The sequence below is a fragment of the Rhodococcus sp. 2H158 genome (genome assembly GCF_053764755.1).
The window spans coordinates 138,585-156,102 of sequence record NZ_JBSNCE010000006.1; the positions used below are offsets into that span (position 1 = coordinate 138,585).

21 protein-coding genes and 1 pseudogene are annotated in these 17,518 nt (G+C 70.3%); 10 read left to right on the plus strand and 12 right to left on the minus strand.

Annotated features, from left to right (window positions below; genetic code table 11):
* Nucleotides 1–76 precede the first annotated feature (76 nt).
* From ACWPOB_RS07640 to ACWPOB_RS07655, 4 genes are all read left to right on the plus strand, one after another.
* Nucleotides 77–556, plus strand: coding sequence for a hypothetical protein (locus tag ACWPOB_RS07640; RefSeq protein WP_455400417.1), 480 nt, complete (start codon nt 77–79; stop codon nt 554–556).
* A complete protein-coding gene (locus tag ACWPOB_RS07645) occupies nt 553–1,872 on the plus strand; it encodes a cation:proton antiporter (RefSeq protein ID WP_455400418.1) in 1,320 nt (439 codons plus the stop codon). Before ACWPOB_RS07640 ends, ACWPOB_RS07645 begins: the two co-directional genes overlap by 4 nt.
* Nucleotides 1,873–2,035: 163 nt before the next feature.
* A complete protein-coding gene (locus ACWPOB_RS07650; protein ID WP_100055131.1) occupies nt 2,036–2,503 on the plus strand; it encodes a DUF6325 family protein in 468 nt (155 codons plus the stop codon).
* Between the two features lie 350 nt (nt 2,504–2,853).
* The gene (locus ACWPOB_RS07655; RefSeq protein ID WP_100055132.1) at nt 2,854–3,126 is read left to right on the plus strand and encodes a hypothetical protein; all 273 of its coding nucleotides are present in this window, start codon (nt 2,854–2,856) and stop codon (nt 3,124–3,126) included.
* A 75-nt stretch (nt 3,127–3,201) separates the two neighbouring features.
* Here ACWPOB_RS07655 and ACWPOB_RS07660 read toward each other — a convergent pair whose 3' ends face one another.
* Genes ACWPOB_RS07660 through ACWPOB_RS07670 form a run of 3 tightly spaced genes read right to left on the minus strand, consistent with a single transcriptional unit; the run spans nt 3,202 to nt 5,608 of the window.
* On the minus strand, nt 3,202–4,620 hold the full coding sequence (locus ACWPOB_RS07660; protein ID WP_455400419.1) for a DUF2252 domain-containing protein: 1,419 nt from the start codon (nt 4,618–4,620) through the stop codon (nt 3,202–3,204).
* Between the two features lie 13 nt (nt 4,621–4,633).
* Nucleotides 4,634–5,173: a potassium channel family protein gene (locus ACWPOB_RS07665; protein ID WP_100055134.1), complete on the minus strand. Its 540-nt coding sequence runs from the start codon at nt 5,171–5,173 to the stop codon at nt 4,634–4,636.
* Nucleotides 5,174–5,203: 30 nt separating this feature from the next.
* On the minus strand, nt 5,204–5,608 hold the full coding sequence (locus ACWPOB_RS07670; protein ID WP_100055135.1) for a DUF7144 family membrane protein: 405 nt from the start codon (nt 5,606–5,608) through the stop codon (nt 5,204–5,206).
* Between the two features lie 288 nt (nt 5,609–5,896).
* On the opposite strand from ACWPOB_RS07670, the gene ACWPOB_RS07675 reads away from it, so the two are divergent.
* Together ACWPOB_RS07675 and ACWPOB_RS07680 are read left to right on the plus strand one after the other, a co-directional pair.
* The gene (locus ACWPOB_RS07675) at nt 5,897–6,346 is read left to right on the plus strand and encodes a DUF6325 family protein (protein WP_455400420.1); all 450 of its coding nucleotides are present in this window, start codon (nt 5,897–5,899) and stop codon (nt 6,344–6,346) included.
* 60 nt (nt 6,347–6,406) lie between these two features.
* Nucleotides 6,407–6,694, plus strand: a complete 288-nt coding sequence (locus ACWPOB_RS07680; RefSeq protein WP_100055136.1) for an SHOCT domain-containing protein — start codon at nt 6,407–6,409, stop codon at nt 6,692–6,694.
* A 15-nt stretch (nt 6,695–6,709) separates the two neighbouring features.
* Here the strand turns inward: ACWPOB_RS07680 and ACWPOB_RS07685 are convergent, their stop codons facing one another.
* Nucleotides 6,710–7,471, minus strand: coding sequence for a crotonase/enoyl-CoA hydratase family protein (locus tag ACWPOB_RS07685; protein WP_100055137.1), 762 nt, complete (start codon nt 7,469–7,471; stop codon nt 6,710–6,712).
* A gap of 556 nt (nt 7,472–8,027) precedes the next feature.
* On the opposite strand from ACWPOB_RS07685, the gene ACWPOB_RS07690 reads away from it, so the two are divergent.
* The 4 genes from ACWPOB_RS07690 (at nt 8,028) to ACWPOB_RS07705 (ending at nt 10,776) form a co-directional block, all read left to right on the plus strand.
* Complete coding sequence (locus ACWPOB_RS07690; RefSeq protein WP_006940478.1) at nt 8,028–8,276, plus strand: WhiB family transcriptional regulator; 249 nt, start codon at nt 8,028–8,030, stop codon at nt 8,274–8,276.
* A 115-nt stretch (nt 8,277–8,391) separates the two neighbouring features.
* On the plus strand, nt 8,392–9,306 hold the full coding sequence (locus ACWPOB_RS07695; protein ID WP_455400421.1) for a crotonase/enoyl-CoA hydratase family protein: 915 nt from the start codon (nt 8,392–8,394) through the stop codon (nt 9,304–9,306).
* A gap of 68 nt (nt 9,307–9,374) precedes the next feature.
* Nucleotides 9,375–9,773: a nuclear transport factor 2 family protein gene (locus ACWPOB_RS07700; protein WP_455400422.1), complete on the plus strand. Its 399-nt coding sequence runs from the start codon at nt 9,375–9,377 to the stop codon at nt 9,771–9,773.
* Between the two features lie 25 nt (nt 9,774–9,798).
* Entirely contained in the window at nt 9,799–10,776 is a 978-nt protein-coding gene (locus ACWPOB_RS07705; RefSeq protein ID WP_455400423.1) for an NAD(P)H-dependent flavin oxidoreductase, read from the plus strand.
* Between the two features lie 45 nt (nt 10,777–10,821).
* Here ACWPOB_RS07705 and ACWPOB_RS07710 read toward each other — a convergent pair.
* The 8 genes and pseudogenes from ACWPOB_RS07710 to ACWPOB_RS07745 all read right to left on the minus strand — a co-directional run.
* Nucleotides 10,822–11,970 (minus strand): annotated as a pseudogene (locus ACWPOB_RS07710) (MFS transporter); the annotation flags it as partial.
* Nucleotides 11,971–11,976: 6 nt separating this feature from the next.
* Complete coding sequence (locus ACWPOB_RS07715; RefSeq protein ID WP_455400424.1) at nt 11,977–13,050, minus strand: SagB/ThcOx family dehydrogenase; 1,074 nt, start codon at nt 13,048–13,050, stop codon at nt 11,977–11,979.
* Complete coding sequence (locus ACWPOB_RS07720) at nt 13,047–14,108, minus strand: ATP-grasp domain-containing protein (protein ID WP_455400425.1); 1,062 nt, start codon at nt 14,106–14,108, stop codon at nt 13,047–13,049. The genes ACWPOB_RS07715 and ACWPOB_RS07720 overlap by 4 nt, the downstream gene beginning before the upstream one ends.
* Before the next feature lie 78 nt (nt 14,109–14,186).
* Nucleotides 14,187–14,351 (minus strand): hypothetical protein, encoded by a 165-nt coding sequence (locus ACWPOB_RS07725; protein WP_006944596.1) that lies wholly within the window; start codon nt 14,349–14,351, stop codon nt 14,187–14,189.
* A gap of 133 nt (nt 14,352–14,484) precedes the next feature.
* On the minus strand, nt 14,485–14,772 hold the full coding sequence (locus tag ACWPOB_RS07730) for a putative quinol monooxygenase (RefSeq protein WP_029546949.1): 288 nt from the start codon (nt 14,770–14,772) through the stop codon (nt 14,485–14,487).
* A 46-nt stretch (nt 14,773–14,818) separates the two neighbouring features.
* Nucleotides 14,819–15,577: an SDR family NAD(P)-dependent oxidoreductase gene (locus ACWPOB_RS07735; protein WP_455400426.1), complete on the minus strand. Its 759-nt coding sequence runs from the start codon at nt 15,575–15,577 to the stop codon at nt 14,819–14,821.
* 28 nt (nt 15,578–15,605) lie between these two features.
* Nucleotides 15,606–16,763 (minus strand): acyl-CoA dehydrogenase family protein, encoded by a 1,158-nt coding sequence (locus tag ACWPOB_RS07740; protein ID WP_455400427.1) that lies wholly within the window; start codon nt 16,761–16,763, stop codon nt 15,606–15,608.
* Nucleotides 16,764–16,815: 52 nt separating this feature from the next.
* The gene (locus ACWPOB_RS07745) at nt 16,816–17,478 is read right to left on the minus strand and encodes a TetR/AcrR family transcriptional regulator (RefSeq protein WP_455400428.1); all 663 of its coding nucleotides are present in this window, start codon (nt 17,476–17,478) and stop codon (nt 16,816–16,818) included.
* Between the last annotated feature and the right edge of the window lie 40 nt (nt 17,479–17,518).

Sequence of the window (17,518 nt, forward strand, 5' to 3'; positions counted from 1 at the left end):
CAGAATGGAAACAGCGCTGGTCCTCCGGGCGAGTGGTCCGAGGCGACGACAGCGGCGATTCGAGAAGGGCCCGACCATGATTTGGCTCATTCTGGCATTTCTCGGAATCCCCTTGTGGCTGTGTGCGGCTGCACTCGTCGTTCTGCTGCGCGGACGCAGCCGGATCACGCACCTTCCCGAAGGGTTCTCCTGCAAGTCCCGGGCAGTCTCGGGTGAACTCCCGGGACTGAAGCCGAACTTCGCCCGGATCACCGGCGTCGGTCAGTGGATCCACACGGTGTTGGTGCTGCACGGCGGGAACCCGTTCCTCAGTCGCACGAGATTGCTCGGGATCCAGGCCGTGGAGAGTGGACCGTCCGACATCGCCCCCGGAACGGTCAAGGGGATCGACGACCCGGTCGCGGTCCGTTTCCGGCACGACTCCGGCGCGACCCTGGAGGTGGTGGGCGCCCGCCGAGATCTTGCGACGCTGCTCGGGCCGTTCGTGCAGCAACAGTTGCCGACCGACACATCCACGAACCACATGTCACCGCCCTCCGGCACCACACCGCCATGACCTGGGCGCTACCTGCAATCGCCGGAATCCTGCTCGTCTTCGCCGCGATTTCCGGACGTGTCGCGGGCACACCGATCACAGCCCCGATCGTCTTCACCGCCGGCGGTCTGCTCGTCGGCGGGGAGGCCGCCGGACTGATCGACGTAGAGACGGCGAGTGAGACGGTGAAACTGCTCGCCGAAGTAACGCTTGCCCTCGTGCTGTTCTCCGACGCCTCCCGCGTCGACCTCTCCGCCCTGCGGACCGAAATCTCGCTTCCCGCCAGGTTGCTCGGTCTCGGTCTGCCCTTGACCATCGCGGCCGGGTTCGTCGCCGCGCTGGTCGTCCTCGGTGATCTGGCCTGGCCGGAGGCGCTCCTGCTCGCGGTGATTCTCGCACCGACCGACGCGGCCCTCGGTCAGGCGGTGGTGACCCTACCGATCCTGCCGTCACGGGTACGACAGGGCCTGAATGTCGAAAGCGGACTCAACGACGGCATCTGCGTGCCGCTGTTCCTGATCGTGCTGGCCGTCGCACGTGCGGAATCCGGCGCGATCGGTGACGGCGCCGCGGCCCGATTGGTCGCCGAGCAGATCGGATTCGGCATCGTCGCCGGCGTCGGCGCCGGCGCGATCGCCGCCACCATCCTGGTCGTGGTCGGCCGCCGCTACCCGCTCGACCACCTGTGGACACAGATCGTCCCGGTGGCCGCCGCGGCACTCGCCTACACCGTCGCGGTACCCCTGGGCGGCTCGGGCTTCATCGCGGCGTTCGTCGGCGGGCTGACCTTCGGCGCAATCGGGCGGCGGAGTGAGGGCGAGGTCTCCCACCTGATCGACGAGACCGGCGACCTTTTCAACGCCGTGACCTTCATCGTCTTCGGCGCCGTACTGCTCGGACCGGCTCTCGGCCGACTGTCGTGGACGGTGGCCGTCTACGCCGTGCTCAGCCTGACCGTCATCCGGATGGTGCCCGTCGCGCTCGCCCTGATCGGTTTCCACGCCCGCAGACCGACCGTCGCCTTCGTCGGCTGGTTCGGCCCGCGCGGGCTCGCGACGATCGTCTTCACCATCCTGATCCTCGAGGAGCCCGGCGAACTCCCGCACGAGGATCTCCTGCTCACGACCGCCATCGTGACGATCGCGTTGTCGGTGCTTGCCCACGGGGTCACTGCCGCTCCCCTCGCGGCCCGCTACGCGCACTGGTTCGAACAGCATCCCCGTCGGCTGTCCCTGCCCCTGAAGGGCGGAGGGACAGCCGGGCATGCAGATGCGGCGCACCCTCACGGACCCGGCGGCCTGGGCGATTCGACCGCCGACTCTTCCGGCAACGACTAGGCTCGGGACGCGGAGGGCACACGCTGTCGTCGTGCGATCACCAGCTCGCCCCTCCCCACCCGAGAGGCCGTGGCGATGTCCCCGAACCGGGCGATCCCCTGCGGGATTGTCGACCGGACCCCGGGATGCCGAGTCGATCGATCAGCAAGGGGTAAGCAGCGAAATGACCGAAGACACAAGCAGGTCGACCGAGAACATCGACGAACTCGGGCCGGTCGACTGGATCGTGGTGGAGTTCCCCGGAAGCAGGTTCAAGGGCGAGATCGCACCCGCGCTCGACGAGCTCGTCGAACGGGGGATCGTGCGGGTCCTGGATCTGTTGCTGTTGAAGAAGGATTCCGACGGATCTCTGGAAGCGTTCGAGCTCTCCGACCTGGACGAAGCCGAGATCGGCGCGCTCCGCTCCTACGAAGCCGAGCTGGCGATGTTGCTCAGCGAGGAGGACGTCGAAGCGGTCGCCGCGGCCGTCGAGCCCGGCAGCACCGCGGCCCTGCTGGTGTGGGAGAACCTGTGGGCCGCGCCGTTCGCATCGGCCGTACGCCGCGCGGGCGGGCAGCTGGTGGCCAGCGGCCGCATTCCCGTGCAGGCCCTGCTGGCCGCAATCGAGGCCGACGAACAAGAAGGAGACTGACATGCCCCTCGCAGCCAGGCGAATGCGCCGCGCCGCGGTGATCGGACCCGCACCCGTGGCTCGTACGGCCACCACCGTCGCGACGGCGGCGGTCGTCGCTCACGGTGTCCGCCGGCGTTCCGACCGCCGGGAGGATCGACGAGAGGACCGCAGAGACCGGCGCTGACCGTGCCGACGAAACACGAACCGGCTCCCCGACGGCGTGCGCACCGTCGGGGAGCCGCCCGGACCGCAGAGGGCCGATCGCGCCATTCCGGTCCACACCGATCCAGCGGTGACATGACGGCGGCATCCGCAGGTTCGGGAGGCCGGAGGGAACGCCGTCCGTAGACGACAGTGAAGAGGCTCTCATGATTGCCACGACGTCAGCTGCAACAGCGCCCCGGCCCGCCCTCGAACGGCTGCGCGAAGCCGAACACCTCGTCCTGGACCTGCCGCTCATGGGCCGCATCAGCATTCCGCCACCCGAGCAGCTCGCCTACCTCGCGGGTATCGGCACCTTGGTTGCCCTCGAACTCCTCGAATGGCCGGTTGCAGTTGCTCTCACCGCGGGTCACCTTCTGGCCGAGGCGCATCACCACCGCCTCCTCCAGGGAATCGGCGAGGCGTTGGAAGAGGCATGACCTCCCGTTCGGTGAGGTGGTCCGACCGGCGTCCGGAAGGCAACGTCGGGACCGGGCCGGCGGCGCTCCCTCGGATCAGATACCTCGCCGAGCGGTGATCCGTCCCTCGGAGATCGCACCGAGGAGCGCGGCGTGGTCGCGTGTGTTCTGTTCGGCGTAGGCGATCGCGAATGCCGTGATGGCGTCGTCGAATTCGGTGCCGGAACCGAGATATTCGGCGATCGCGATGCGGTCGCCGGATCGGGCGTGCCCGTACGCCAGTACCCGCCCGCACAGCCGCCCGTACAGCGTCATTCCGGTGGGAGTCATCGCCTCGACGACGGCCGAGCCCTTGCCGTCCCGCAACTGCCGCAGGTAGAAGTCTCGCCGGACCCCGTCCGGTCCGGGGCCCTGCTGCCAGCCGAGGAAGATGTCGCTGGCCGCCTGCATCAAACGTTGGCCGTTGACCACACGTTCACCCTCGTTGGCAAACGTGGGGCCGTCCACGTAGTACGAGAGCACGGACCGTTGGGCCTCCTTGGCCTGCAGGAAGAGCGGGTCGTCGTCACCCGTGCCGCGCAACAGGAAAATCCAGGCCCGGGTGCCGACGCTGCCGACGCCGACCACCTTGCGCGCCGCCTGCACGAACTCGAACTGCTCGAGCAGTACCCGACGGTCCCATTGGAGCGTCGACCGATAGTCACGCAGGCGCTGATGCAGTTCCTGGTACAGCTGTTCGAGGTCCGCGGCGGCGAAGACCTCCTCGATGGGGACGATGAGCGGCGGGGTGCTGATGATCCGGCGACGGCCGTCGACCACCTCGGTCAGCTTGGACAGCGCTTGGACGCTGTCCCGGTGGCGCGACTTCTCGAGCGTCTTGCGCAGGCGCTTCTTCATGGACGAGTCGAGTTCGTCGCGCAGTTCCGTGAGTTCCGTGCTGGGCTCGATGTGCGAATACCACACCGCCAGATTTCCCCGCTCCGCCTGCCGGGCGATCGTTTCGCGATACTCCGCTGCGCAGGCGCGGGCGATCCGAGTCTGCTGCTTGCCCGTGAATCCGTTGTCCTGCGCGGCGATCACGAGGCTGGCGACGAGTCGTTTGACGTCCCATTCGAACGGGCCGGGGTAGGTCTCGTCGAAGTCGTTGATATCGAAGGTCAGTTTGCGTTCCGGGGTGGCGAAGATGCCGAAATTGCTCATGTGCGCGTCCCCGCACAGCTGGGTGAGGACGGTCGTGGTCGGCCCGCGGGACAGATCGTCGGCCATCACCAGAGCCGCGCCCCGATAGAAGGAGAACGGCGTTTCTGCCATGCGGCCGTAGCGCACCGGAACCAGCTCCGGCACCCGGGACGTCGCCTGCTGCTCCAACAGGTCGAGCGGATCGGGGCGACGGCTCGTATCGAACTCGGCGAGCGCGGAGAGCGGGGTCCGGCTGCGTGCTGCCCGCCCACGTTCCGCCCGCTCCTCCCTGGTGGGATGTTCGACCACTCGCTCGCTTCTCGGGGTCTCGGTCATCCGGGTCTCCCTCTCATGTCTTCTTCTGCTGTTGACGCCACTTCACGGCGGCGGTCAGGAACCGGAGGCCGAGCGCGAGGAGGACGAGGTTGCCGACCATCTGCGCGGTGACGACCGCCCGCGCGGCCTGGGTAGTGGCGACGATGTCTCCGAAACCCACTGTCGCGAAAACGGTCACGCAGAAATACAGGGCATCGATCCGCGAGAGCGGTACGTCGAACGATTCCGGAACGTTGTACGACAGGACGTGATACGCGGTCGCGTACCCGACCAGGTAGACGGCGACCGTCAGCAACAGCGCCTCGATCGCCTGCACGGCAGGGTACGGCGACCGCAGCACCTGCCGGATCTGCCAGGCGCACACGGCGCACACCACCAGGAATCCACCGGCGAGCACTGCCACGGCGGAGACATCGTCGAAATCCTCGAGTGGCAGCACGAAGTACGCGATCAACAACACCACCGTGGTGAGCGCCGGCCGCAGCACAGCGAGCCACAACAGCCGGCGGCCCCCCACCGCCGGCAGGCCGGGCCCGGTCTCACCGTCGGTCATCGGCGACGCCCCGGCCCGGCGGTGCCGCGGTCAGTAGTAGTCCCGGCGCGGGTTCCATGTGGACACCGCCCAGATGACGACCACATCGAGCGCAATGATGAGCACCGACCACCACGGGTAGTACGGCAGCCACATGAAGTTGGCGAGAATCGACAGCGACGCAAGCACGATGGCTGCCACTCTCGCCCAGGTCGCGCCGGTGAACAGGGCGAAACCGACCAGCGCGGCCACCACACCGAGCACGATGTGGATCCACCCCCAGGTGGTGAGGTCGAACTTGTAGGTGTACTCGATTCCGACGACGAACACCTCGTCCTCCGCCACGGCGGCGATCCCCTGGAAGACCTGGAGGATGCCGATCGTGACGAGAATGATCGCGGCGCCCATGGAGGTTCCGGCCGCCACATCCTGTTTGACACTCGTGTCCTGGGACATGCCAATCGCCTACCCTTCGATTCGGCCCGACGTACGGTATTGTGCGCGCACCACCGGCCGCCTCGCATCGAGTTGATGATCTTTGCCGAATCCCGACCGCCTGACGACCGACATTCCAGGAATTCGAGAGGGCTTTGGTCACCACAATGACCAAAGGGAGAGCCTTCGGCGGCCGAGCGGAGAAGAATGGGGGCTGCCGAGGCCGGTCGTGCGTACCAGCCACCGAGGCGACGGGGGTGAGCACGGCCCGACAGCCCCGTTCCGGGCACAGCGGAAAGAGGTAGTCCCATGAACGATGCCGACATCGACGAATTGGGTCCCATCGACTATTTCGTCATCGAGTTCCCGGCAGACCGTCAGCCCGACGGCTCGGCTCTGCCGCTACTGCGTGACCTCGTCGCGCGCGGGATCATCCGCGTGCTGGACCTCGCCTTCGTCCGCAAGGACACCGACGGCTCCCTGAGCGGGATCGACATCGCCGACGTCGGACTCGAGGGCGACATCGACGTGACCCTCTTCGCCGAGGCGGCCACCGGCCTGCTCGACGACACCGACCTCGGCGAGGCCGGCGCGGCCCTCGAACCGGGATGTTCGGCGGCGATCCTCGTCTACGAGAACACCTGGGCCGCACCTTTTGCGGCCGCCCTGCGTCGCAACGGAGCCCAGCTCGTCGCCTCCGGGCGCATCCCGGTTCAGAGCATCCTCGCGTCGCTCGAGGCACTCGACGCCCAGACCTGAACCACCGCAGCAGGATCCGAATCCGAAGATCCCGAACACTCACCTGAGGAGAACACCGTCATGCCCGGACTGCTTCGCGGCGTCGCCCGCACCGCCGTGGTGGCCGGAACCGCCACCGCCGTTTCCAACCGGGTCTCCCGGCGCCAGGGCCGGCGCTGGGCGGCGGAGGAACAGCCCCAGGACGCGCCGCCGCCTGCCCCGGAGCCGGCCGCCGCTGCCCCCGCAGAAGGCAGCGCCGGCGGCATGGACCGGATCACCGCCCTGAAGGAACTCGCCGAACTGAAGGCGCAGGGTGCGCTGACCGAGGCCGAATTCGAGGCCGAGAAGGCCCGGATCCTCGCGTCGTAGCGGTTCCCGGAGCTCTCACTCCGCGCGCCACACCGGCGCGCGCTTCTCGGCGAACGCGCGGGCCCCCTCCTGCGCGTCCGCGGAGGCGAACACCGGCTCGACGAGCGCACGCTGCGACGCGAACGCCGCCGCGTCGGTGTACTGCACGGCCGACGCCATGATCTGCTTGGAAGCACGGACGGCGAGCGGCCCGTTGCCGCTGATGCGGGCCGCGAGCGCCCGCGCGCCGTCGAGGGCCGCGCCCGGCTCGGTGAGGGTGTTGACCAGACCGTGCGCGTGCGCCACCTCGGCGGTGAGGGGGTCGCCGGTGAGCACGATCTCCATGGCGAGCTGGTAGGGCAGCACCTTGGGCAGGCGCAGCAGACCGCCGGCCGCGGCGACGAGCCCGCGCTTGACCTCGGGCAGGCCGAACTTGGCACCCCGGGCGGCGACGACGAGGTCCGCCGAGAGGGCGAGCTCGCACCCGCCGGCGAGTGCCCAGCCCTCGACCGCGGCGATCAGCGGCTTGGTCGGCGGACGCTCCGTGAGCCCGGCGAATCCCCGCCCGGGCAGCGACGGCCGCTCGCCCCGCGTGAACGCCTTGAGGTCCATGCCGGCACAGAAGGTGCCGCCGGCGCCGGTGATGATCCCGACGACCAGGTCCGGTCGCGCCTCGAACTCGTCGACGGCGGCGGCGAGCGCCTTGGCGACCTCGAGATCGACGGCGTTGCGCGCCTCGGGCCGGTTGATGGTCATGACGGCGATGCCGTCGCCGAACTCGGTCAGTACAGCGCTCACGTGGCGTCTCCTCGTTGCGGGTTCTCGGGGTTCCGGCCGGGCACGGGACGCCGGCGGAACGTCCCGTCGAGTCGATCACCGGACCGGTCCCCGAGACAAAGTCCGAACGGGGTATCGACCCATAGCCGAAACCTATGTAGGGAAGCCGGGGGTGTGAGGTACCCGTCACTGTTCGTGCACGGACGGGAAGAACCCGGCCGCGGGGCGTGTTGGACCCGACCGATCGACGACGGCCACGACACGGAAGGAGGCATGCGATGTGCACATCGCCCCCGGCTGCGCCGGTGAGGCAGCCGATGCGGCATCTCGTCGCGGGCATCCTTCCGCCGACCGGGCCCCGACATGCGGGGCCGCCGGCGACACCACCCGGCAGCTGCTGACCGCCGGGCGGACACCCCTCGCCCGGTGATCGCCGTTCCGACTTCGTTTCCTGCACCGAGAACTTATCTGACACAAGCGTATTCGAGACACCGCACTGGGCGGCAGCGACTCCGCCGCGAGTCCTGCGCTGCCCCGGCCAGACCCACATCCCCACCCTCGGAAGGAGGACCTGCCCGTGACCACGATGCTCACCGACCTGCTCGCTCCGTCGGACGCCACGCCGGACTGGGACCTGGCCGCGTGCCGCGGCGACGCGACACCGGACGCCTGGTTCCCGGACCCGTCGGAGTCGTTCGACTACGCCCGCAACGTGTGCGCCCGCTGTCCCCTCGCCACCGCCTGTGCCACCTACGCCACCGAGACCCGGCAGTCCGGCATCTGGGGCGGCCGGGAGTTCCGCCGCGGCCGCGTGACCCGCGGATAAACCCCGCACGCCGTGCCCTGCGCCCCCGTCGCCGACTCCCGTCACGACGGGGCGCCGCGCTGTGCACGCCCCTGGTGCCTACCGATCGTTCAGTAAACATGTCATGCTGACCGGCGTGGAACACATCGCACTCGCCGTGGCCGACGGCATCGCCACCATCACCCTCGACCGCCCCGATCGGCTCAACGCCTTCACCACCACGATGGAGCGCGAGCTGATCGCGGCCTACGACCGCTGCGGCGCCGACGATTCCGTACGCGCCGTCGTACTCACCGGCGCCGGGCGCGCATTCTGCGCCGGCGCCGACCTCTCCGGCGGTGCCGACACGTTCGCGCAGCGACTCGACGAGCCGAGCGACGCCGCCGACGTCCGGCGCGATGACACGGCCGCCGACGTCCGGCGCGATGACACGGCCGCCGACGTCCGGCGCGACGGTGGCGGCCGCGTCGTGCTGCGCATGTTCGAGTGCCGCAAGCCGATCATCGCGGCGATCAACGGCCCGGCCGTCGGCGTCGGCATCACCATGACGCTCGCGGCGGATTTCCGCCTCGCCGCCGACGACGCCCGCATCGGCTTCGTGTTCAACCGTCGCGGCCTCGTCCCCGAATCGTGCTCCACCTGGTTCCTGCCCCGCCTGGTTCCGCTGCAGACCGCTCTGGACTGGGTGTATTCGGGACGGATCTTCGACGCGGCCGAGGCCCACACGGCCGGGCTCGTCTATGCGCTGTATCCCGGGGCCGAACTGCTCGAGCGGGCGTATGCGCTGGCCCGCAGCCTCACCGAGCACTCGGCCCCGGTGTCGGTGGCGCTCTCGCGGCAGATGATGTGGCGCACGCTGGGCGCCGAGCACCCCATGGTCGCGCACCGCATCGAGACGCGCGGCATCAACCTCCGCGGCGTCGGGCGCGACGCCCGCGAGGGCATCTCGGCATTCCTCGAGAAGCGTCCCGCAGCGTTCCCGGACAGCGTGTCCGCCGACCTGCCGGACCTGTTCCGCGACGATCTGCCCGTACCGCCGTTCCGCGCATGAACGGTCACGATTGACTGTTTAGTGGCGCGGCCCTTACGCTCGGGGCGACGAACACAGAGAGGGAGCCCATGACCACTCGTACCCGGCCCACCGTCGTCGAACGCTGGCATCACATCGTCGAGCACGAGGACATGGCCGCCCTCGAGGACTTGATCGCCGACGACGCCGTGTTCTCCTCCCCCGCGGTGTTCACACCGCAGGAAGGCAAGGCCAAGACCGTCGCCTACCTGCGGGCGGCGCTCACCGTGTTCTCCGGTACGGGGTTCCGCTACGTCGACGAGTGGTACAACGACGACTCGGCGGTTCTCGAGTTCACCGCCGATCTCGACGGCATCCACGTCAACGGCATCGACCTGATCCGCTGGGACGACCGCGGCCGGATCATCTCGTTCAAGGTCATGGCCCGCCCGCTGAAGGGCCTGCAGGCCCTCATCCCGCTCATGGCCGCCCGGCTCGGGCAGTCGTAACACCGACCTTTCCAAGGAGATTCGCATGGCCCTGCCTCCGATCCTGCAAGACCGGCTGCGCCTGCCCGTGGTGGCGTCGCCGATGTTCATCGTCTCCGGCCCGGACCTGGTGATCGCCCAGTGCACCTCCGGCGTCGTCGGCTCGTTCCCCTCGCTCAACGCCCGCCCCCAGGCGATGCTGCGCGAGTGGCTCACCCGCATCACCGAGGCCCTCGCCAAGCACGACGCCAACCACCCCGAGGCGCCGTCCGCGCCCTACGCGGTCAACCTCATCGTGCACCGCTCCAACGACCGCCTCGAAGAAGACCTCGCCACGATCGTCGAATTCGAGGTCCCGGTCGTCATCACCTCCCTCGGTGCCCGCACCGACGTCAACGACGCCATCCACTCCTACGGCGGCATCGTCCTGCACGACGTCATCAACAACACCTTCGCCCGCAAGGCCGTCGAGAAGGGCGCCGACGGGCTCATCGCCGTCGCCGCCGGCGCCGGCGGGCACGCCGGTGGCCAGTCGCCGTTCGCGCTGGTCCAGGAGATCCGCGAATGGTTCGACGGCCCGCTGCTGCTGTCGGGCTCGATCGCGCACGGGCGCTCGATCCTCGCGGCCCAGGCCGCCGGCGCCGACCTCGCCTACGTCGGTTCGGCGTTCATCGCCACCGCCGAGGCCAACGCCGACGCCCGCTACAAGCAGATGATCGTTGACTCCACCGCCGCGGACATCGTCTACTCCAACCTGTTCACCGGCGTGCACGGCAACTACCTGCGCGGCAGCATCGAAGCCGCCGGGCTCGACCCGAACAACCTCGCCGTGTCGGACCCGTCGGCCATGGACTTCGGCACCGGCGAGAGTTCCGGAACCGGCGCGAAGGCGAAGGCCTGGCGCGACATCTGGGGCTCCGGGCAGGGCATCGGCGCGGTCGACGCCGTCGTCCCCGCCGCCGAGCTCGTCGACCGGCTCGCCACCGAATACCGCGCGGCGCGGGAGCGGCTCGCCGGCCTGTAGGCGCACCGTCCGGCTGACCGCGGTCGCCACAACCACCCCGCCGAGGAGCGCGGCGAGCATCCACGCGGTGCTCGCCGCGCCGACGGCCGTCGTCAGCACGCCCACCGTCAGCGGCGCGAACATCGCCGGCAACGAGGTGACCAGGCCGGTCGCCGCGCCGACCCGGCCCCGCACCTCGTCGGGCACCAGTTCGGCACAGCGTGCGGTCACCACCACCGACCACGACGGGGTCACCGCCAGCAGGGCGGCATAACCTGCGGCGGCGACGACCGGCGACCCCGTGGCCGCCGCGAGGACCGCCAGGACACCGAGGCCCGCCGAGAGCACGAGCAGGCGGTGCGCCGGGACCCGGCGCCGGAGCCGCGGCACCGCCAGCGCCCCGAGCATGCCCCCGCCGTACGCGACGGCGAGCGCGATCCCGACCGTCGAGGACGGCGCGCCGCTGCCGGCCAGGAGCACGACCACCACCAGACCACAGCCGTTGACCACGAACTCGGCGACGGCCGTCAGCGCCGCGGTGGTGCGAACGAACGGGTGGGATGCGAACCACCGCAACCCGTCCCGGATGGCGACCCACGGCCGTTCCGCGACGGAACCGGGGACGCGCGGCGCCTGCAGCGGGGTGCGCACCCGGGCCGCGGCCGCTCCCGCCACCACGAACGACACGGCATGGCCCGCGAAGGGCAGCGCGGCGCCGAGACCGTAGAGCGTCGCCGCGAGCGGCGGGCCGGCCACCCCGGTCGCGTACCCCCGAGCCTCGAAAAGCCCGTACGCCGTGCCGATCTGCTCGCGTTCGACCACCTGCGGCACAGCCGCGTCCTCGGCAAGTCCGCGCACCGCCCACCCCGCCCCGAGCACCGACACCGCGACGAGGACGGGCACCGGGTGGAACAGACCGCGCCACGCGCAGCCCGCCAGCACCGCGGCGGCGACCGCCGAGCAGGCATCGACGGTGATCATGACGCGACGGCGATCGAAGCGGTCGACGATCCAGCCGGCGGGGACCGTCGCGGCCGTGAAGGCCCCCATCGTCACGGTCGAGACCAGCCCGACCGTCGCGGCCGAACCGCTGACCGCGAGCACCCACAACATGATCGCGACGCCGTAGCCGCGGCTGCCGAGCTGCGCGACCGCCTGTCCGACGCACAGCCGCGCGAAGTCGGGGTTACGGAGCGCACCTTCGCCGGCGGACAACGGGCGTCACCCGAGTCCGGCGGCCGGGCGGCCGAGCGCGGTGACCGCCAGGGCCGGCTCGGCGGTGGGATCGCAGCCGAGCAGGTCCTCGAGCTCGCGGTCGCGCATCGCCGTCGCCGTCACCGCGCCCAGGCCCAGCGCGGTGGCGGTGAGCAGGACGGTCTGACTGACGTGGCCGAGTTCGATGAGGATGTCGCGGTAGGCGCGGGAACGTTCGTACCGCCATCGGGTCCGGGCCGGCACGGCCGTGTAGATCAGCAGCGCCGCGCAGTCCGAGAGCCACGGCTGCTCGCCGAGCGCCGCGCCCAGCACGGAGCCGGGCACGCTGTCGCCGATCCGTTCCAGCCCACCGCGCAGCGGCGCGTAGTGGAAGAACCCCGGCTCGAGCCCGTCGACGCGGTTCGCGTAGAGGTACAGCTCGATGGGGGTGCGGGCGCCGGCGGACGGGCTGGTCTTCAACAGCACCTGCCCCACCTGCGGATGGTCGATCACCGTAACGGGCCCCGTCGCGACGCGGGCGACGGTGCCCACCGCGTCGAGGGACACGGGGTCGGCGGTGAACTGCCGGACCGAGCGGCGCTCGAACAGGGCGTCGACGAGTCCCGGGCGCCGCCACGCGGACGAGTCCGGCCGGTCGCCGGGCACGGGAATCATCGGATGCTGCGGGTAGGACTTGGCCGGCGCAGGGGCGGGCTGCTCGCCGGCCTTGGCCGCCGACCGCAGCTCGTCGTCGAGCACGTCGGCGAACCGGACGTCCGAATCGGTGCGGGCCGCGAAGTGCAGGTAGCGGGCCGAGGGGCCCCACGTGCCCCACTCGGCGAGCATCTGCTGTTGTTCGACGTGCTCGGCCGATCCCTCGGCGACGAGGACCTGCGCCTCGAGCAGCCGGCGAGCGATTCCGAGCGGCAGCTCCCCCAGTTCGGCGATGCTGTCGAGTTCGCGCCACGACGCGAACCAGCGCAGCACCCGCTCGCTGTCGGGGGTGAGCGCGAACTGCCGATGGTGCAGGTAGTCGTCCCACACCAGCGTGCCGTCACGCCAGAACAGCACCGCATACTCGGCAACGGCGACGCGGGTCATCGGTTCTCTCCTCGGTGGGCGGGGGCGGTTGCGGCGGCCACCAGGGCGCGCACCGCGTTCGTGGTGTCGGTGTCACCGGCGCCGTGTTCGGTCCAACGCCAGTCGAATTCGGGGTTGACCTCGAGAAACACCGGGCCGCCGGGCGCGTCGAGCAGGTCGAAGGCGGCGAGGTCGAGCCGGAACCGGTCGAGGAGCGTCCGCAGGGATTCGGCCACCTCGACGGGAATGTCGCAGCGCCGCACGGTGATCGACTCAGGCCGGGTCCACAGCGACTCGGGGGTGGGCCGGGTGACCGCGTAGCCGATCAGCGTTCCGCCCACGGCGTGGATCCGCAGCTCCCGGTCGGCGGCCACATACTCCTGCACGAGCACCGGTGCGCCCGTGTGGTGTTCGCCGTCGAGTGACGCGCGGGTGACGCGCTGCGGGTAGACGCCCCGCAGGCGGCCGGGCTGCGGTTCGACGCAGTGCCGGCCGAGGCTCTTGACCAGCAGGTCGCCGTTCCCCGGCAGGGCCCGGGCGGCGACGTCGAGCCGCGTGGTCACGAGGGTGGCGGGCACACGCAGCCCGGCCGCGCGGGCGGCGGCGAGCTGGGTCAGGCGGTCGGGGGTTCCGGGCCGGGCCCCGGAGTTGAGCGTGTGCAGGCCCGGATGCGCCGCAAGGGCGGCGACGAGGGCCTGCCACTGGTCGCGCACGTGCTGCACTGCGGCGGGGGTGGTCTGCGCGGTGCGCAGTGCGTCGACGTCGAAGTAGCGCAGCCAGCACACCTGGGGCCGGAACGTCCGGCCGTCGCGGGTGAGCAGGCCGGCGACCGGATCCCACTGCACGTCCGTGTCGGCACACCGGTCGCTGTCGAGGCGCACCAGCGCGATGCCGCGGGCGGCGAGCCACAGCGACAGCTCGTCGATCTCGCGGTCGGCGGCCCGGGTGAGGACGAGGACACACGGCGCCGGATCCGTCGCCGCGGGATGCCCGACGCGGGCCTGGAAGTCCCGGGATTCGGCGGAGGCGGTGGTGAGGTGGGGGTGCGAGCGCAGCAGCAGCGGCAGCGCAGCGGTCATGAGGGGTTCCTTCGGTGGCGGTCGTCGGGACGGTACGGCCGGGGCACCGTAGTGCCCCGGCCGTTGCACGCCCGCCGATCAGCCGCCGTGGCAGCCCTTGCAACCGGGCCGCGTCATGGCTTCGACGTAGTCGCTCGCGTAGGCCGCGAAGGTGGCGTCCTCGATCGCTGCGACGCTGCGCAGCGCGGCTTCGTCACCGGCGTCGAGGGTGAGCAGGGTCCGGGCCATCTCTTCGATGTTCATGGCGTCCGCCTTTCCGGGAGGTTCCGCCGTTCCCGGGGCCGGGTGGGCGGGCGTCGATCCGACGTATCGATCGTCGGCGACGGCGCCGCCCCCGGCCAGGCACCCCAGGGCGGGATCTGCCCACCCCTGCCGGTCAGACCTCGTTGTAGTAGGTCAGCTTCGGCGCACCCGCGAGCAGCGGACCGAGATCGGTGATCGCACCGGGCCCGGCCCGGAACTCGCGGTACGCGGCGTCGTGCTGCTCCGACTCCCACTTCTCCACGACCACCCAGCGGGCCTCGTTCGAACGGTCGGCGAGCACCTCGAGGCCGAGGCAGCCGTCGAACGCGCGGGTTTCCTTCAGAACACGATCCATCAGCGCGCGGGCCTCCCCGAGCACGTCGGGCTTGAACTCGAGCTCCAGGAATGCGGTCAGTGCCATAGCTTCTCCTCGTGGACGAACTTGCTGGACAACACTTCCGGCGACGTCAGAAGATCGAGTAGCCGCCGTCGATCAGGGTGGACGATCCGGTCTGGAACGCGGACGCGTCGCTCGCGAGGTAGACGGCGATGCCGGCGAAATCCTCGGGAGTTCCCCACCGGCCCAACGGTACCCGGGAGATGACGTGCGTGGTGAACGATTCGGAGCCCTGAAGCGGTCCGGTCATGTCGGTGGCGATCCAGCCGGGCAGCACGCTGTTGACGCGGATGCGGTGCCGGGCGAGTTCCACCGCGCACCCGTTGGCCAGGGCCAGGACCCCTGCCTTGGTGGCGGCGTAGGCCTGATTGCGCCCGGCGCCCTGAATCGCACCCAGGCTGGAGGTGACGATCATCGATCCGCCGGTGCCCTGGTCGACGAGCACCCTGGCCGTCTCGCGCAGGGTGAAGTACGCCCCGTCGAGGTTGGCGGCCGTCACCTTCCGGTAGTCCTCGGTACTCGACTCGACGAACTTGACGAGGGGCACGCCGATTCCGGCGTTGACCACGACGACGTCGAGGCCGCCGAGCTCCGCGACCGTCGCGGCGACACCGTCGCGCACGGCCTCCTCGTCGGACACGTCCACCGATCGGGTCACCACGCGGGCCCCGGTCGTCGCGAGATCGGTCGCCGCCTTCTCCAGGCGTTCGGCGCCGCGGCCCCACAGCGCCACGTCGGCACCTGCGGAGGAGAGCCCGCGCGCCATGCCCAGCCCGATTCCGGCCGAGCCGCCGGTGACCAGTGCCCGCTTGCCGGACAGATCGAACATGGTGTCGCTCCTTCGGATACGGGGTCGATCAGGCGTATTCGGCGGCGATGTCGCGGCCGATGATCTCCTTCATGATCTCGGTGGTGCCACCGTAGATGGTCTGGATGCGGGTGTCGACGTAGGCGCGGCCGATGGGGTACTCCATCATGTAGCCGTAGCCGCCGTGCAGCTGCACGCACCGGTCGACGACGCGTTTCTGCAGCTCGCTGGCCCACCATTTGGCCTTGGCGGCGTCGACCGCGGTCAGCTCGCCCGCGTTGAACGCCAGGACGCACCGGTCGATGTGCGAGCCGGTGACCTCGATCTCGGTGAGCATCTCGGCGAGGGCGAAGCGGGTGTTCTGCAGGTCGCCGATCGGCTTGCCGAACGCCCTGCGTTCGAACACGTAGTCCTTGGTCCACTCGTACGCCGCCCGCGCGGCCGCGATCGCGGCGACAGCGATGGAGAGGCGCTCGAGGGGCAGGTGTTCCATCAGGTGGAAGAATCCCTGACCTTCGGTGCCGAGCAGGTTGTCCGCCGGCACCCGCACGCCGTCGAAGGAGAGTTCGGCGGTGTCCTGCCCGGCCAGGCCCACCTTGTGCAGCTTGCGGCCGCGCGTGAAGCCGGGCATGTCGCGTTCGACGACGAGCAGGGAGAATCCGCGGGCCCCGGCGTGCGGGTCGGTGCGGGCGACGACGATGACCAGATCGGAGTGGATGCCGTTGGTGATGAACGTCTTCTGCCCGGTCAGGATCCAGTCGTCGCCGTCGCGCACGGCGGTGGTCTTGACGGCTTGCAGGTCGGAGCCGGTGCCGGGTTCGGTCATCGCGATCGCGCCGATCAGCTCCCCGGCGGCCATGCCGGGCAGCCAGCGCCGCTTCTGGTCCTCGGTGCCGAGGTCGGCGACGTAGGGGATGGCGATGTCGTCCTGCAGGCTCATGCCGGAGCCGAAGGAGGTGGTGCCGGTGCGGGCGATCTCCTCGGCGACGACGCAGCGGAACCGGTAGTCGGTGACCCCGGAGCCGCCGTATTCCTCGGGGACGCCGAGGCCGACGATGCCGGACTTGCCGGCGGCGAGCCAGGCGGAGCGGTCGATGAGCCGCTCGGTCTCCCACCGTTCGTAGTGCGGTTCGACCTCGCGGGCAAGGAATTCGCGCACCGTGTCCCGGTACGCCTCGTGGTCGGCTTCGAAAAGGTTGCGGTGCATCGGTTCTCTCCCAGGAGGGCGAAGGACGGTCGGGGCGGCGGGCGATCGGCGCTCAGTTCCTCCGCACCGGCGACGATCCGCTGGGCTGGTCCGGCGCGGCCCGGTATCCCACAATGCGCAGGGCGATGACGGTGTAGCGGGCGGTGACCTGGTCGGGGGTGAGCGGGCCGCCGAGCCGGAACCAGCGGGCGATGGACTGGCACATGCCGAGCAGGGCACGCACGGATTCGGCGATGTCGTCGACGGTGAAGACGCCGCGCTCGACCCCGTCGTCGACGAGGTCGAGGGCCATGAGCTCGAGGCGCTTCCGGGTCGCGGCGTAGTTGCGGCGGTTCTGCGGGGACACGTGCCGCAGTTCGGAGTCGAGCGCGGACTGCGGGGCGCGGTGCGTCGAGTTCAGCACGATCGCCTCGACGAAGTTGGTGAAGCGCCGGACGGGGTCGTCACCACCCTCACCGACGGCGGCGAGGGCGCGTTCGATCAGGTCCCGGACGGCGGTGTCGAGCAGGGTGACGAGAACGGCTTCCTTGTTCTCGTGGTGGTAGTACAGCGCAGGCACCGTCACCCCGACCCGGCGGGCCAGGTCGCGGACGGTGGTTCCGTGGAAACCGTTCTCGCCGAAGGCTTCCAGCGCGTGATCGAGGATGGGGCCGAGCTGCAGGGGCTCGAATTCCCGCCAGTTCGCGAACCTGGGGAATGCGGGCTCCACAGTCATCGGCCCCGTCCTCTCACGCATCGATCAGCTCACGCGGCGC

Excerpts from the sequence above, each read along its gene's own strand:
- ACWPOB_RS07640 (WP_455400417.1), top strand. The coding sequence starts at position 77 with ATGATTTGGCTCATTCTGGCATTTCTCGGAATCCCCTTGTGGCTGTGT.
- ACWPOB_RS07645 (WP_455400418.1), top strand. The coding sequence starts at position 553 with ATGACCTGGGCGCTACCTGCAATCGCCGGAATCCTGCTCGTCTTCGCC.
- ACWPOB_RS07650 (WP_100055131.1), top strand. The coding sequence starts at position 2,036 with ATGACCGAAGACACAAGCAGGTCGACCGAGAACATCGACGAACTCGGG.
- ACWPOB_RS07655 (WP_100055132.1), top strand. The coding sequence starts at position 2,854 with ATGATTGCCACGACGTCAGCTGCAACAGCGCCCCGGCCCGCCCTCGAA.
- ACWPOB_RS07660 (WP_455400419.1), bottom strand. The coding sequence starts at position 4,620 with ATGACCGAGACCCCGAGAAGCGAGCGAGTGGTCGAACATCCCACCAGG.
- ACWPOB_RS07665 (WP_100055134.1), bottom strand. The coding sequence starts at position 5,173 with ATGACCGACGGTGAGACCGGGCCCGGCCTGCCGGCGGTGGGGGGCCGC.
- ACWPOB_RS07670 (WP_100055135.1), bottom strand. The coding sequence starts at position 5,608 with ATGTCCCAGGACACGAGTGTCAAACAGGATGTGGCGGCCGGAACCTCC.
- ACWPOB_RS07675 (WP_455400420.1), top strand. The coding sequence starts at position 5,897 with ATGAACGATGCCGACATCGACGAATTGGGTCCCATCGACTATTTCGTC.
- ACWPOB_RS07680 (WP_100055136.1), top strand. The coding sequence starts at position 6,407 with ATGCCCGGACTGCTTCGCGGCGTCGCCCGCACCGCCGTGGTGGCCGGA.
- ACWPOB_RS07700 (WP_455400422.1), top strand. The coding sequence starts at position 9,375 with ATGACCACTCGTACCCGGCCCACCGTCGTCGAACGCTGGCATCACATC.
- ACWPOB_RS07705 (WP_455400423.1), top strand. The coding sequence starts at position 9,799 with ATGGCCCTGCCTCCGATCCTGCAAGACCGGCTGCGCCTGCCCGTGGTG.
- ACWPOB_RS07715 (WP_455400424.1), bottom strand. The coding sequence starts at position 13,050 with ATGACCCGCGTCGCCGTTGCCGAGTATGCGGTGCTGTTCTGGCGTGAC.
- ACWPOB_RS07720 (WP_455400425.1), bottom strand. The coding sequence starts at position 14,108 with ATGACCGCTGCGCTGCCGCTGCTGCTGCGCTCGCACCCCCACCTCACC.
- ACWPOB_RS07725 (WP_006944596.1), bottom strand. The coding sequence starts at position 14,351 with ATGAACATCGAAGAGATGGCCCGGACCCTGCTCACCCTCGACGCCGGT.
- ACWPOB_RS07730 (WP_029546949.1), bottom strand. The coding sequence starts at position 14,772 with ATGGCACTGACCGCATTCCTGGAGCTCGAGTTCAAGCCCGACGTGCTC.
- ACWPOB_RS07735 (WP_455400426.1), bottom strand. The coding sequence starts at position 15,577 with ATGTTCGATCTGTCCGGCAAGCGGGCACTGGTCACCGGCGGCTCGGCC.
- ACWPOB_RS07740 (WP_455400427.1), bottom strand. The coding sequence starts at position 16,763 with ATGCACCGCAACCTTTTCGAAGCCGACCACGAGGCGTACCGGGACACG.
- ACWPOB_RS07745 (WP_455400428.1), bottom strand. The coding sequence starts at position 17,478 with ATGACTGTGGAGCCCGCATTCCCCAGGTTCGCGAACTGGCGGGAATTC.